Origin of the sequence: Tardiphaga sp. 862_B3_N4_1 (assembly GCF_051811085.1) — a bacterium.
Classification (GTDB): Bacteria; Pseudomonadota; Alphaproteobacteria; order Rhizobiales; family Xanthobacteraceae; genus Tardiphaga; species Tardiphaga robiniae.
This window is the reverse complement of the sequence record NZ_JBPWQB010000001.1, coordinates 1,064,907-1,078,662: the sequence shown is the minus strand read 5'-3', so window position 1 is coordinate 1,078,662 and position 13,756 is coordinate 1,064,907. Positions and strand designations below refer to the sequence as shown.

The following is a 13,756-nucleotide window of genomic DNA, read 5'->3' as shown; positions in this document are numbered from 1 at the left end:
CAACAATTCCGGCGTCAGTAACCACGCAGCGCGGTGTCCCGCCATCGGCGGGCATTCTTAGCTATCGTGAAAGCAACGACGGCCATGGTGATGGCCTGTTTTGCTGTCAACATTGAAACGAATGACCGTACCCACGACACTGACCAGCAGTTCGCCGAGCCGACTCTCCGCGCCGGGTGTGATCGTCACGCTGTTCGTGCTGGCGATGAGCGCGTGCGTGCTCGGGCTTGTCGTCTGGAAGGCGCTCGATGCCCGCCAGACCGTATTGGCGCAAAGCGAAACCGACAGTCGAAACCTCGCACATTCGCTGGTCGAACATGCTTCGCGCTCGATACAGGCCATCGACATCGCCATGAGCGGGATGGCGGATCTGCTGAAGTACCAAAACCCGCAGCCGGATCGCTTCAACACGTTTCTGGCCAACACGGCGAATGCACTGCCACAGCTGCGCGAAATCGGTGTATTCGATACGCTTGGGAACTGGCGCTATTCCTCGCTGCCGGAAACGCCAACGCACAATAACTCCGACCGCGACTATTTCATTTATCATCGCGACCACACCGACTCCAATATCAGGATCAACGCCCCCATCACGTCGCGGCTAACCGGCCGTACATCAATCATCCTGTCGAAGCGGATCGACGGCCCCGACGGCAGCTTCAAAGGTGTACTGACGGGCGCGATCGACAACCAGTACTTCAGCGATTTCTACAAAACATTCCAGATCGGCGAGAGCGGCGGCATCAGCCTGATCCGAAGCGACGGCATACTGCTGATTCACTGGCCATCGATGGAAGTTGGGAAGGACCTCTCCGGAACTCAGCTCATTCAGACCCGTCTGAAACAGAGTCTGGCAGGCTTCTACAAGATCGATTCGCCGTTCGACGGCATCACCAAATATTTCAGCTACGAGCAAACCACGCAGTATCCGCTGATCGTCACAGTCGCGATTCCGGAAGATCAGGTGTTGGCGATATGGAAGAGCAATCTGCTCTCCGACGTTATCGTTGCTTCAGTCCTGCTCTGCACCGTGATCCTGCTCGCCGCCCTGCTATCGACCCAGTTTCGCTTCCGGCTCAACATGGAACACGCGCTCCGCGAGCGCGAGTCCCGCTATCGCCTGCTCGCCGACAACATCGCCGATGTTATTATCCTGCTCGATCGCTTTGGAAATATCGTCTTCGTCTCGCATTCGGTCGAATTCGTTTTGGGGCATAATCCGAAAGATCTGCTCGGGCGCTCCTGCTTCGAACTGGTGCACCCCGAGGATGTGGAAGCCGTGAAGGCGGCCAGCGCGCAATTGAAAGATCTCACAGCGAACCGCACCGTGATTTTTCGAACTTATCGTGACGACCATTCACTCGCTTGGGTGGAGGTTAACTTCAAACTGGCCACCCGCGAGATCGATCGCGACAAGGTCGAAATCGTAGGCGTGCTGCGCGACGTCACCCTTCGAAAAAGCATGCAGGACGAGTTGACGTCGTTGAATACAAAGCTCGCAGAACTCGCGACCACTGACGGGCTGACGGGGCTCGCCAACCGCCGCACACTCGACGGCTTTCTGCGCCGCGTCTTTGAGCAGCACGACGAGATGTCGGTGCTTTTGATCGATGTCGACAACTTCAAGGGCTATAATGACAGCAACGGCCACCAGGCCGGCGACGAATGCCTCAAACGCGTCGCGGCCGTCATTGCCGATGCCACGATCAATACGCCGGCATTGTCCGCACGTTATGGCGGCGAGGAGTTCGCCATCGTTTTGCCGGACGTATCCGAGGCCGATGCGATCACTATCGCGGAAGCCCTGCGTCTTCGAGTCAGGGCATTGGAGATTCCAAATATGGCATCAACCCGTGGCCACCTGTCGATCAGCGTCGGCGTCGCTAGCCGGAACAGCCTGACCTCGAACGAAGCCGTCCTGGTCGGCGAGGCCGATCTGGCGCTTTACGAGGCCAAACGACGTGGTCGAGATTGCGTTGTCGCCAATTCGGCGCTGCAACGCGAATATTTCAGCGCGGGCTTTTCTCACAACGGCTGATCCGCCAATTGCCGCCAGACCGCCCGGCTTTTCCCCGCCATGATATGTTCTTCGTCATCGCAAAAGGTCCCGCGAAGTGCCCGGAATGGTGGCTGGACCTGACCAATAATTCAATTAAACTTCGCCCGGAAACGTGCCGGCTGGCCAAATTGGCCGACGGCTGATGATCACAACAGGAATGGCGCGTCACTTGATGTCGCCCGCGAAGGATTGATCCATGGGAATTCTCGCAGCATTGCTGATCGGTGCCATTGCCGGCTGGTTGGCCGGGTTGATCGTTCGTGGTGCCGGCTTCGGCCTGCTCGGCAATATCGTAATCGGCATCATCGGCGCACTGGTCGCTGGTTGGCTGCTGCCGCGATTGGGTGTGAGCCTTGGCGTCGGGGCGATCCGCGACATCATCAACGCCACCATCGGCGCGGTGATCGTGCTCGTCATCCTGTCGCTGATCCGGCGCTAACGTCGCATCCCCTCACTCTGCGATCGCCTACCGCGATTCCCATCATTTTCGGCGGCGCGCGTCCGCGCGACAAGAAGAACAAGGCAAAGTCTCCATGAAATTTACCGGCACCGAAAACTATGTCGCGACCGATGATCTCAAGGTCGCGGTCAATGCCGCTATCGTGCTCGAACGCCCGCTGCTGGTGAAGGGCGAGCCGGGCACTGGCAAGACCGTACTGGCCGAAGAAGTCGCCAAGGCGCTGGGCGCACCGCTGCTGACCTGGCACATCAAGTCGACCACAAAGGCGCAGCAGGGCCTGTACGAATACGATGCCGTCTCGCGCCTGCGCGACAGCCAGCTCGGCGATCCCCGCGTCTCGGATATCGGCAACTACATCAAGCGCGGCAAGCTGTGGGAAGCTTTCACCCATGCAGAGCGACCGGTGCTGCTGATCGACGAAATCGACAAGGCTGACATCGAATTCCCGAACGACCTTCTGCTCGAGCTCGACCGCATGGAATTCCATGTTTACGAGACCGGCGAGACCATCAAGGCGGCAAAGCGCCCGATCGTGATGATCACATCGAACAACGAGAAGGAATTGCCCGACGCGTTTCTGCGCCGTTGCTTCTTCCACTACATCAAGTTCCCCGACATCGACACCATGAACCAGATCGTCGAGGTCCACTTCCCCGGCATCAAGCATCGCCTCGTCGCCGAAGCGATGCGTATTTTCTTCGAGGTGCGCGATGTGCCCGGCCTCAAGAAGAAGCCATCGACGTCGGAACTGCTCGACTGGCTGAAGCTGCTGGTCAATGAGGATATGTCGCCGGAGATGCTGCGGGAGCGCGACCCGCGCAAGCTGATTCCGCCGCTGCACGGCGCGCTGCTGAAGAACGAGCAGGACGTGCACCTGTTCGAGCGGCTGGCGTTTTTGAACAGACGGGAAGTCTGATCCCACCATCGAGGTATACAGCCTTCACGAAAAACCGCCCTCAGGGGCGGTTTTTTAATACCTATTCCAGAGATATTTTCCAATTTCAGTATACATAAACTGGTTCTAATCCCCGTTCTATTGAGATATCGTCCCTTCAAACGCCATCCCTGTATACAAACAGGACTCAAGAACTGCGCCACGGAGGAATACGATGCCCGCTTCATTCCCGCTGAACGCCTGGTACGCCGCCGCCTGGGATGCCGACATCAAGCACCAGCTTTTTCCGCGCACGATCTGCGGCAAGCATGTGGTGATCTATCGACGCTCCGATGGCGGCGTCAGCGCGCTGGAGGATGCCTGCTGGCACCGGCTGGTGCCGCTGTCCAAGGGACGTCTCGAGGGCGACACGGTGGTCTGCGGCTATCACGGCCTGAAATACAACGCGCAAGGCCGCTGCACCTTTATGCCCTCGCAGGAGACCATCAATCCCTCCGCCTGCGTGCGCTCCTATCCCGTGGTCGAGCGGCATCGCTTCATCTGGCTGTGGATGGGCGACCCGGCGCTGGCAGATCCGGCACTAGTGCCGGACATGCACTGGAATGACGATCCGGAATGGGCCGGCGACGGCAAGACGATTCACGCGAAGTGCGACTACCGCCTCGTGGTCGACAATCTGATGGATCTCACCCACGAGACCTTCGTGCACGGCTCCAGCATCGGTCAGGACGACGTCGCTGAATCTCCTTTCGATGTTACCCATGGCGACAAGACCGTCACCGTGACGCGCTGGATGAAGGGCATCGAAGCGCCGCCATTCTGGGCCGCGCAGTTGCGCAAGCCTGGCCCCGTCGATCGCTGGCAGATCATCCACTTCCAGGCGCCGAGCACGGTGAATATCGACGTCGGCGTCGCACCGGCCGGAACCGGCGCACCGGAAGGCGATCGCTCGCAGGGCGTCAACGGCTTCGTGCTCAACACCATGACGCCGGAAACCGAGACCACCTGCCACTATTTCTGGGCCTTTGTACGCAACCACCGCATCACCGAACAGAAGATCACCACGGAAATCCGCGAAGGCGTCGCGGGTATTTTCCGCGAGGACGAGATCATTCTCGAAGCGCAGCAGAAGGCGATGACCGAGAATCCGGACCGCGTATTTTACAACCTCAATATCGATGCCGGTGCCATGTGGTGCCGACGGGTGATCGACCGCATGGTGGCAAAGGAAACTACGCCACCCAAACTGCAGGCGGCAGAGTAAAATCATGAGCGAACGCGATACCGAACGCTCCGTCTCGCAGACCGTGCGTGCGCAGCTCGCACTGCGCGACATGATCCTGTCCGGCACGCTGCGCCCGGGCGAGCGCATCAGCGAATTGCAGGCTGTGGAAATCACCGGCGTCTCGCGCACGCCGGTGCGCCTCGCACTGGTGCGTCTGGAAGATGAGGGTCTGCTGCAGGCGATCCCCTCCGGCGGCTTCATGGTGAAGGCGTTTTCCGAGCGCGACATTCTCGACTCCATCGAACTGCGCGGTACGCTGGAAGGCCTCGCAGCCCGCTTCGCCGCCGAGCGCGGCGCCAGCGCCCGCAACCTTGAACCACTGAAAGAATGTCTGTCGGATCTGGATCAACTGGTGCGGCAGGATCCGATCTCCGTGGAAGCCTTCTCTGCCTATGTCACCATGAACGCCCGTTTCCATGCGCTGCTGACCGATCTCTCCGGCAGCGCGCCGGTGATCCGGCAGATAGATCGTGTTTCGGCGATGCCCTTTGCCTCGCCCAGCGCCTTCGTGATGGCGCAGTCAGCGCTGCCGGAAGCGCACAACATCCTGCTGATCGGCCAGGAACATCACCGCATCGTCGTCGACGCCATCGAGAATCGCGAAGGTGCGCGCGCCGAGGCGATCATGCGTGAGCACGCGCGGCTTGCCGTGCGCAATCTGCGGCTGGCACTGCGCAATCGCAATCATCTCGACCTGCTGCCTGCACTGGCATTGCTGACCTCGACACCGGCGGATTGACGGAGACCTTCATGCGTTTTGCAGAACACTGGATGGGATGCCGCGTCGAGGCCACGCGCAATGTGGCGCCGAACATTCGCGAGATCACACTGAAGCCGGATACACCGCTGCCGTCCTACCCTCTCGGCAGCCATATTAATGTCAGCCTCCTGATCGACGGCCAGCCACAGACGCGATCCTATTCGCTGGTGGGAGGACGCAGCAACGAGTTGCTGCGTATCGCTGTGCGGCTGGCACCGGATAGCCGCGGCGGCTCCAAAGCCATGTGGGCACTGCAAGTCGGCGCGCGGCTGGAGATCTCCAGCCCGTCATCGCTCTACGACATCGACTGGAATCGTGGGACATACTGCCTGATCGCCGGCGGCATCGGCATCACCCCGATCACCGGCATTGCCGCAGCGCTCCACAGCAAAGCCATCGATCTGCAGCTACACTATGCAGTGAAGGCTCGCAGCGAAGCCGCCTATCTCGATGAACTATCGACGTTGCTCGGCGACCGCCTGACGGTGCACGCCAGCCATGAAGGTGCTCGACTGGATTTCACCGCGACCTTTGGCGCCCTGCCTCCCGATGCCATCGTCATCCTCTGTGGCCCGATGCGCATGTTGGAAGCGGCCCGGCGCGAATGGAACGCCGCCGGACGCGCGCCCGCTGATCTGCGCTATGAAACATTCGGCTCCAGTGGTCTCCTGCCGACCACGGAATTCCGCGTCCGGCTGAAGGATAGCGGTGCCGAGATCGTGGTGCCGCAAAGCCGCTCGATGCTAGCAGCGCTCAACGAGGCCGGCTTCGAGGTGATGTCGGACTGCGAACGCGGCGAATGCGGCGTCTGCGCCATCGATGTCCTCGCCATCGACGGCGAAATCGATCATCGCGACGTGTTCTTCAGCGATCACCAAAAGAGCGGCAATACGAAGATCTGTCCCTGCGTCTCGCGCGTCGTCGGCACGGTGACGGTGGATACGTTGTATCAGCCGGACGCTGTCTGACCGTCAGCGTTCACCGCGCAGCGACGCAATCATCGAAATGATCGCGAGCACGATGACCACGGCGCCATAGACATAGGCCACGACGGCCAGTCCGGCATATGGCACAGCCACACCTGCAGCGAGTGCCGGCAGGCTGAAGGCCAGATAGGACAACACATAGAACGCCGCCAGCAAACCGGCGCGCTGATGCGCCTCGGCGGTCGGCAGCAGCGTGCTCAGCGAGCCGGCGAAGGACGCGCCGAAGCCGAAACCTGCGATCACCGAACCGGCAAACAGCATCGCAACGCTGTGCTGCCAGATGCCGAGCAGCGAGACGAAGACGCCCAGCGACAGCGCGGCCGTGCCAATCACCAGCAACCGCTGCGCCGGAAGCTGCCGAAGGGCGGCCACGGTCAGTGCTGCAGCCAGCATCAGGGTCGCGACCACGACGCCCCCGACCCAAGGCGCGGAGACGCCCATCGTTGTTGCGACCACCGTGGGCATCAAGGACAGACTGAAGCCGCCCAACGCCCATGTGGCGACGGTGGCCGGTGCAACGCGCAGCAGCGCGGCGCGCGATTGGCTGGGCACGCGCACATGCGGCCGCAGCGAGGCCAGCGCTCCCGATTTGCGCGACACGGTCTCGGGCATCACGAACAGCAGCACAATCATCACAGCCGTCAGCGCGAATAGAACCTCATAAACCAGATGCAGCGGATCGGGCGCGAAGGTGACGAGCGCCGCCGCGCCGAGCGCGCCGACCATCAGGCCAAGAAAGGCGGTCACGCTGTTGAGGAGCGGTCCACGCTTGCGGTCAGTATCGAGGATCGCAGCACCCAATGCCGTTGTCGCCGTGCCGACGCACAGGCCCTGCACGGCACGCGCGAGGATCAATTGCCCGACATCACTGGCATAGGAGAACAGCACCATTGCGATAGCATTCAGCAACAGACCGCCGAGAATGACCGGACGGCGTCCGACATAATCGGACAGGCCGCCGACTGTCAGCAGCGCGGCCAGCAGGCTGATCGCATAGACCGCAAACACCAGCGTGATCATCAGCGGCGAGAGGTGCATCGACTGTTGGTAGAGCCGGTACAGCGGCGTCACCGCGCTGCTGCTGGCCGCGACCAGCGCGGCCCCGGCAAAACTGAATGCCGTCATGGCCGATGGCTTCAACACCCAACCGGTTCTGGCTGGTGATGCTTGAGCATTGGAAACACACGTCTTTTCGGCACTGCCTTGCATAGCTCATTCCTAAAAGCTAAGTAATTGCATTAGGCATCTAGGTCGCCCGAGAGCTTAATGCAAATATTTTGCGTTAAGAATCTCAGTTTTTTGCACATGTGCGACCGTGGGAGACCGATGTGACGGTGAAGGAACGAGTCCGGATTGGTGGGCGCAGCGCGCGGATACAGAGCGCCGTGCATGATGCTGTCCGCAAATTGGGGGCTCTTTCCACCCGAAACCAGATCACCGTGCCGCAAATCGCTGCCGAGGCTGGCGTGACGCCGTCGACCATCTATCGGCGCTGGGGCGATCTCTCCGCGCTGCTCGCCGACGTCGCCGTGGCGCGGCTGCGGCCGATCGCAGATCCCGACGACACTGGTGCGGTCGAAACCGATCTCCGCGCCTTCATCGAGCAATATGCCGAAGAGATGTCGTCCCCAGTCGGCCAGGCCTTGATGCGGGACGTGTTGTCGGGACTGAAGGAGGGACTGCCCAGCGCCTGCGCGGGCTTCACCTGCGATCACCTCACCACCCTTAACGCACGCGCCAAAGCGCGCGGCGAGACGCCCTTCGACATCGACGAGGTGATTGACCATGTGGTGGCGCCGATCATCTATCGCGCGCTATTCAGCGAACAGATACCGACACCCGATTATTGCAATCGCCTGATTGACCGGATTTATCCGCCAGCCCGCAAGCGACGCACCGCCGTCTGATCGTCAGCGCGGCTTCTCGTCCAGCTGATAGGTCAGATGCGCCTTCACCGTCGGCCATTCGCCGGGCAAGATACTATAGACAACCGTGTCGCGCAGCGTGCCGTTCGGCGCGATCTGATGATTGCGCAGGATGCCGTCCTGCTTGGCGCCGAGCCGCTCGATGGCACGACGGGACTGGTGGTTGAAGAAATGCGTGCGGAATTCCACCGCGATGCAATCCAGCTTCTCGAACGCATGCCCGAGCAACAGGAGCTTGCACTGGGTGTTCAGCGCGGTGCGCTGCACCCACTTGCCATACCATGTCGAGCCGATCTCGACCCGGCGGTTGGCGGCATCGACATTCATATAGGTCGTCATGCCGGCGATCTTGCCGTCGGCATCCTTCACCGTGAATGGCAGCATCGCGCCTGATGCCTGCAGAGCGAGCCGACGGTCAATCTCGGCGCTCATCTTTTCGGGCGTCGGAATCGCCGTGTACCAGATCTTCGAAAGGTCGCCTGACTTGGCGGCCTCGATCAGACCATCGCAGTGATCTTTGGCAAGAGGTTCGAGCCGGGCGTGAGGGCCAGAGAGCGTAACGGGTTCAAGCCACGGCATCGGTCTTCCTTCGTTCTAGACGCGCGATCGGACGCAAAACCGGCTTCCACTTTTGCTGATCGCGCTCGGGCTACTTGTTCAAGAAATTGAGCGGCAAGCCACCGCGCGGCCAATCCATTGCGATCAGCTCGCCCTTGCCCGACAGCGTGATATAGGCCGTCTTCAGCTCGGGGCCGCCAAATGCGATATTCGTGGTGACGCGGTCGCCAGTTTGTATCTGTTCCACCAATTTTCCATCCGGCGCAATCACCGAGATGCAGCCGCTGACCAGCGTTGCGACGCAGACGTTGCCGGAGGCTTCAACCGCGAGAGAATCGAACATCTGATAGCCGCCAAGGCCCGCGATGGGACGGCCGCGCTCGCCGCGATAGATCACCTCGCTCGGCTTCACTTCGCCCGGCGCGCCGACGTCGAAGGCCCACAACCGCGCCGTCGGCGTCTCGGCCACATAGACGGTCTTCTCGTCCGGCGACAGGCCGATGCCGTTGGCCGGCAACATGCCGAAATGCCCTTCGACGACTTCGGTGGCACCCGGCTTCATGTAATAGAACGCGCCGACATCCATGTCGCGATGGCGACGCTTGCCGAGATCGGTGAACCAGAGCCCACCCTGCTTGTCGAACACCAGATCGTTCGGCCCCTTCAGCGGATGCGCACCGCATTTGTCGAACAGGGTTTCGACCTTGCCGTTAGAGAGGTCCACGCGCTGGATCGAGCCGCCGATATATTCATGCGGCTCCGGCGCGCCAGGCATGATGGCGCCGCGCGACGCCGCCCAGCTGAAGCCACCATTGTTGCAGAGATACATCTTGCCGTCCGGACCGAGCGCAGCGCCGTTCGGGCCACCCGGGATTTTCGCGACCACTTCCTTGCGGCCATCGGGCCACACCCGCGTCAGTTGCTGCGCACGGATCTCGACCAGAATGACGGAGCCGTCCGGCATCACCACCGGGCCTTCGGGGAATGCGAGATCGGTGGCGAGGACGCGGATGTTGGGACTGGACATGGAAACTCCCTGACATTTTCTTGGTTTGTTATCGCCCCCTGGGTGGGCGACGCAGCGTGACGAAAGTAGAGCAAACATGTCCGGCGCTGCCAAGCCGCGCAAATGCATGGCCACTTGCGTGGAATTTCCATTCGGCTTTAGCTGCAATCAACGATAACGTGAAAGTCCGAGGAAACCGATGCCGACCGACACCGCAGTTGCGCCTGAAGCCGATGAAGAGGTGCTCTACTCTGTCGCCCATGGCATCGCGACCGTCACGCTCAATCGCCCGCAACGGTTGAACACGATCTCACGCGAGATGCTGTCGCAGCTCAGCGAACTGTTCCTGAAAGCGGACGCTGATCCCGAAGTCCGCGTGGTGATCCTGACGGCCACCGGCCGCGCCTTCTGCGCCGGGCTCGACATGGCCAGCGCCACCAAGGGCACCGGCATCGGCTCCGCCAATGACGCCAACAACAACCGCACCACGCTCGATCTCAAGACCGCGCCCCCGATCGTGATGTTCAACATGGAGAAGCCTACCATATGCGCCATGAATGGCGCCGCTGCCGGCTATGGCATGGACGTCGCGCTCGGCTGCGACATGCGCATCATGGCGGAGAGTGCCAAATTCGCCGCGGCCTTCGTGAAACGTGGCGTGGTGCCTGAATCCGGCGGCACCTGGTTTCTGCCGAGGATGATTGGCTGGGCCAAGGCAGCCGAGCTGATCTTCACAGGCCGCACACTGTCGGCGCGCGAAAGCCTCGAAATGGGCCTTACCAACGAGGTGGTTGATGATGCGGAATTGATGACGCGCGCCAATGCAGTGGCGGCCGAGATTGCCGCCAATGCGCCGCTCGCAGTGCAGGCTGCCAAACGCATGATGCGCTCAGGTCTGTCCGAGAGCTTTGGCGACCACGTCCATCACGTGTTCCTGCAATTGCTGCCGCTGTTTCGCACAGCGGATTTCCGCGAAGGCATGGCGTCGTTTCTCGAGAAGCGCCCAGCCAAATTCACCGGTGAGTGAGCGCGACGCACAAACATATCGACGCGGTGTTGTGCGCCGCGTCATGCTTTGCTGATTAAGTCAGCTTTCCAACTTCAGGGCTTGGTGCATACTCCCGGCATTCGAGCCGCATCACAAAAACCTGCATAGACGGGCCGATGCGGTTGATCGAGCCACAGGGAGGACACTTGACCATGCAGCATGACTGGAAAGTTCTGCGAGTGACTTTGCTCGCCGGCGTTGTCGTAGCGCTTACGTCCACCGCAAGCCACGCGCAGAAGAAGTACGATACTGGCGCCACCGATACCGAGATCAAGATCGGCAACATCATGCCGTATAGTGGCCCGGCGTCCTCCTACGCGACGATCGGAAAAACCGAGGCTGCCTATTTCAAGATGATCAACGAGAAGGGCGGCATCAATGGCCGCAAGATCACCTTCATCAGCTATGACGACGGCTACAGCCCGCCGAAGACGGTGGAGCAAGCGCGCAAGCTGGTCGAGAATGACGAAGTGCTGTTCATCATGAACCCGCTCGGCACGCCAGGAAATACGGCGATCCAGAAATACATGAACACCAAGAAGGTGCCGCAGCTGTTCGTCTCGACGGGCGCCGCGAAATGGGCCGATCCGAAGAACTTCCCTTGGACCATGGGCTGGCAGCCGAGCTACCAGGCCGAGGCGCGCATCTACGCGCAATACATCATGAAGAATCATCCCGGCAAGAAAGTCGGCGTGCTCTATGCCAATGACGACTTCGGCAAGGATTACATCATCGGACTGCACGAGGGGTTCGGCGATAAGGTCAAAGATTACATCGTCTCCGAGGTGCCTTATGAGACGGCGTCACCAACGGTGGATTCACAGATCGTGCAGATCAAGGCAGCCAATCCGGATGTCTTCATCAACATCGCCACGCCAAAATTCGCTGCACAGGCGATCAAGAAGGTCGGCGAGATGGGCTGGAAGCCCGTTCACATCGTCACCAATGTCTCGGCATCTGTCGGCAGCGTGATGAAGCCCGCGGGCTATGCCAACTCGCAGGACGTGCTCAGCGCGGCCTATATGAAGGATCCCAAGGATCCAACATGGAAGAACGATCCCGGCATGCTGGAATGGTCGGCCTTCATGGACAAGTACTATCCCGAAGGCGACAAGGAAGACGGCGCCACCGTGTTCGGCTACGGCGTCTCGCAGGGTATCGTCCAGGTGCTCAAGCAATGCGGCGACGACCTCACGCGCGAAAACATCATGAAGCAGGCGGCGAGCCTGAACATGGAGATCGGCATCTATCTGCCGGGCACCAAGATCAAGACCAGCCCGACCGACTTCAGCCCGCTGGAGCAACTTCAGATGCAGCGGTTCAAGGGCGAAAGCTGGGAGCTGTTCGGACCGCTGATGTCCGGCGAGAAGAACTCGTAAGCGATACGCTCCGGCGTCCCCTCTCCTGAGCCAGAGGGGACGCACGCGTGCTGAGCCACGCGCTCTCGTTGCTGGCCCGCTCTCCTCAATCGTGCATACTCGACGCAAGCCGCGGCGATCGACGGTCCACTCAGATGGACCGCACCGCGGGCATACAAAACGTTAGAGGAAGCGATGCACAGGACACTGCCCCGCGGGATGACTCTCGCGCTTTCCGCGCTCATGTTCGGCGCGCTGGCCACGCCATCTCACGCGCAGAAGAAATACGATCCCGGCGCCAGCGACACCGAGATCAAGGTCGGCAACATCATGCCCTATAGCGGGCCGGCATCGTCCTATGCCTCGATCGGAAAATCGGAGGCCGCCTATTTCCGGATGATCAACGATCAGGGCGGCATCAACGGCCGCAAGATCAATTTCATCAGCTATGACGATGCCTACTCGCCGCCGAAGACGGTGGAACAGGCGCGCAAGCTGGTCGAGAGCGACGAAGTGCTGCTGCTGTTTAATCCCTTGGGCACCGCGACGAATTCCGCGATCCAGAAATACATGAACATCAAGAAGGTGCCGCATCTGTTCGTATCGTCCGGCGCCTCGAAATGGGCCGACCCAAAGCACTTCCCGTGGACCATGGGCTGGTCGCCCAGCTACCACAATGAGGGGCGCATCTGGGCCGCATGGATCCTGAAGAACCATCCCGATGCCAGGATCGGCGTGCTGTTCCAGAACGACGACATGGGGAAGGACTATTTCAGCGGCGTGCGCGAAGGGCTCGGCGACAAGGCTGACAAGATGATCACGGTACAGGCGAGCTTCGAGACCAGCTCACCGACAGTAGATTCGCAGATCGTCCAGATCAGGACCGCCAATCCCGATGTGTTCCTGAACATCGCCTCGCCGAAATTCGCCGCGCAGGCGATCAAGAAGGTGGCCGAGCTGAACTGGAAACCGGTGCAGATGCTGGTCAACGTGTCGCAATCGGTCGGCTCGGTGATCAAGCCCGCAGGCTTCGACAATGCGCAGGGCGTGATCAGCGCAGCCTATATGAAGGACCCCACCGATCCGCAGTGGAAGGACGATCCGACCATCAAGGAATGGCTTGCCTTCATGGACAAGTATTATCCCGACGGCGACAAGAACGACATCTACACGCTGTACGGCTTCGGCATCGCGCGCACACTGGCACATATTCTCGAACGTTGCGGCGACACGCTCACACGGGAGAACGTGATGAAGCAGGCCACCAGTCTCGACTATGAGGTCGGTATCTTCCTGCCCGGTACCCGCGTCAAGACCAGCCCAACCGACTACAGCCCGCTGCAGCAGTTGCAGATGATGCGTTTCAAGGGCGAACGCTGGGAACTGTTCGGACCCGTGCTGAGCAGCGAGTAGGAC

General features: G+C 60.6%; 13 protein-coding genes. 10 read left to right on the top strand and 3 right to left on the bottom strand.

The window, feature by feature from the left end:
• The first annotated feature begins 121 nt into the window (after nt 1-121).
• The 6 genes from AB8B02_RS05040 to AB8B02_RS05015 all read left to right on the top strand — a co-directional run bounded on the left by AB8B02_RS05040 (nt 122) and on the right by AB8B02_RS05015 (nt 6,427).
• Entirely contained in the window at nt 122-2,038 is a 1,917-nt protein-coding gene (locus AB8B02_RS05040; RefSeq protein ID WP_439063306.1) for a diguanylate cyclase, read from the top strand.
• Nucleotides 2,039-2,255: 217 nt separating this feature from the next.
• Nucleotides 2,256-2,498, top strand: coding sequence for a GlsB/YeaQ/YmgE family stress response membrane protein (locus tag AB8B02_RS05035; protein ID WP_068732215.1), 243 nt, complete (start codon nt 2,256-2,258; stop codon nt 2,496-2,498).
• Nucleotides 2,499-2,592: 94 nt separating this feature from the next.
• Nucleotides 2,593-3,435 (top strand): AAA family ATPase, encoded by an 843-nt coding sequence (locus tag AB8B02_RS05030; RefSeq protein WP_068732213.1) that lies wholly within the window; start codon nt 2,593-2,595, stop codon nt 3,433-3,435.
• 193 nt (nt 3,436-3,628) lie between these two features.
• Nucleotides 3,629-4,678 (top strand): aromatic ring-hydroxylating dioxygenase subunit alpha, encoded by a 1,050-nt coding sequence (locus AB8B02_RS05025; RefSeq protein WP_115033826.1) that lies wholly within the window; start codon nt 3,629-3,631, stop codon nt 4,676-4,678.
• 4 nt (nt 4,679-4,682) lie between these two features.
• On the top strand, nt 4,683-5,438 hold the full coding sequence (locus tag AB8B02_RS05020) for a GntR family transcriptional regulator (protein ID WP_093760616.1): 756 nt from the start codon (nt 4,683-4,685) through the stop codon (nt 5,436-5,438).
• Between the two features lie 11 nt (nt 5,439-5,449).
• Complete coding sequence (locus AB8B02_RS05015) at nt 5,450-6,427, top strand: PDR/VanB family oxidoreductase (protein ID WP_093761149.1); 978 nt, start codon at nt 5,450-5,452, stop codon at nt 6,425-6,427.
• A gap of 3 nt (nt 6,428-6,430) precedes the next feature.
• On the opposite strand, the gene AB8B02_RS05010 is transcribed toward AB8B02_RS05015, so the two are convergent.
• Nucleotides 6,431-7,570: an MFS transporter gene (locus AB8B02_RS05010; protein ID WP_439063305.1), complete on the bottom strand. Its 1,140-nt coding sequence runs from the start codon at nt 7,568-7,570 to the stop codon at nt 6,431-6,433.
• Nucleotides 7,571-7,773: 203 nt separating this feature from the next.
• Between AB8B02_RS05010 and AB8B02_RS05005 the strand changes: the two genes are divergently transcribed.
• Entirely contained in the window at nt 7,774-8,352 is a 579-nt protein-coding gene (locus AB8B02_RS05005; RefSeq protein ID WP_439063304.1) for a TetR/AcrR family transcriptional regulator, read from the top strand.
• A gap of 3 nt (nt 8,353-8,355) precedes the next feature.
• Here AB8B02_RS05005 and AB8B02_RS05000 read toward each other — a convergent pair whose 3' ends face one another.
• On the bottom strand, nt 8,356-8,949 hold the full coding sequence (locus tag AB8B02_RS05000) for a GNAT family N-acetyltransferase (RefSeq protein ID WP_175367228.1): 594 nt from the start codon (nt 8,947-8,949) through the stop codon (nt 8,356-8,358).
• Nucleotides 8,950-9,019: 70 nt separating this feature from the next.
• Complete coding sequence (locus AB8B02_RS04995) at nt 9,020-9,955, bottom strand: SMP-30/gluconolactonase/LRE family protein (RefSeq protein ID WP_068732201.1); 936 nt, start codon at nt 9,953-9,955, stop codon at nt 9,020-9,022.
• A gap of 178 nt (nt 9,956-10,133) precedes the next feature.
• On the opposite strand from AB8B02_RS04995, the gene AB8B02_RS04990 reads away from it, so the two are divergent.
• From AB8B02_RS04990 to AB8B02_RS04980, 3 genes are all read left to right on the top strand, one after another.
• The gene (locus tag AB8B02_RS04990) at nt 10,134-10,961 is read left to right on the top strand and encodes an enoyl-CoA hydratase/isomerase family protein (protein WP_439063303.1); all 828 of its coding nucleotides are present in this window, start codon (nt 10,134-10,136) and stop codon (nt 10,959-10,961) included.
• Between the two features lie 173 nt (nt 10,962-11,134).
• Complete coding sequence (locus AB8B02_RS04985) at nt 11,135-12,361, top strand: ABC transporter substrate-binding protein (protein ID WP_120288995.1); 1,227 nt, start codon at nt 11,135-11,137, stop codon at nt 12,359-12,361.
• A gap of 198 nt (nt 12,362-12,559) precedes the next feature.
• The gene (locus AB8B02_RS04980; RefSeq protein ID WP_439063302.1) at nt 12,560-13,753 is read left to right on the top strand and encodes an ABC transporter substrate-binding protein; all 1,194 of its coding nucleotides are present in this window, start codon (nt 12,560-12,562) and stop codon (nt 13,751-13,753) included.
• The last annotated feature ends 3 nt before the right edge of the window (nt 13,754-13,756 follow it).

Bases quoted from the DNA above. Each gene is read 5' to 3' on its own strand.
- AB8B02_RS05040 (WP_439063306.1), top strand. From the start codon at position 122: ATGACCGTACCCACGACACTGACCAGCAGTTCGCCGAGCCGACTCTCC.
- AB8B02_RS05035 (WP_068732215.1), top strand. From the start codon at position 2,256: ATGGGAATTCTCGCAGCATTGCTGATCGGTGCCATTGCCGGCTGGTTG.
- AB8B02_RS05030 (WP_068732213.1), top strand. From the start codon at position 2,593: ATGAAATTTACCGGCACCGAAAACTATGTCGCGACCGATGATCTCAAG.
- AB8B02_RS05025 (WP_115033826.1), top strand. From the start codon at position 3,629: ATGCCCGCTTCATTCCCGCTGAACGCCTGGTACGCCGCCGCCTGGGAT.
- AB8B02_RS05020 (WP_093760616.1), top strand. From the start codon at position 4,683: ATGAGCGAACGCGATACCGAACGCTCCGTCTCGCAGACCGTGCGTGCG.
- AB8B02_RS05015 (WP_093761149.1), top strand. From the start codon at position 5,450: ATGCGTTTTGCAGAACACTGGATGGGATGCCGCGTCGAGGCCACGCGC.
- AB8B02_RS05010 (WP_439063305.1), bottom strand. From the start codon at position 7,570: ATGACGGCATTCAGTTTTGCCGGGGCCGCGCTGGTCGCGGCCAGCAGC.
- AB8B02_RS05000 (WP_175367228.1), bottom strand. From the start codon at position 8,949: ATGCCGTGGCTTGAACCCGTTACGCTCTCTGGCCCTCACGCCCGGCTC.
- AB8B02_RS04995 (WP_068732201.1), bottom strand. From the start codon at position 9,955: ATGTCCAGTCCCAACATCCGCGTCCTCGCCACCGATCTCGCATTCCCC.
- AB8B02_RS04990 (WP_439063303.1), top strand. From the start codon at position 10,134: ATGCCGACCGACACCGCAGTTGCGCCTGAAGCCGATGAAGAGGTGCTC.
- AB8B02_RS04985 (WP_120288995.1), top strand. From the start codon at position 11,135: ATGCAGCATGACTGGAAAGTTCTGCGAGTGACTTTGCTCGCCGGCGTT.
- AB8B02_RS04980 (WP_439063302.1), top strand. From the start codon at position 12,560: ATGACTCTCGCGCTTTCCGCGCTCATGTTCGGCGCGCTGGCCACGCCA.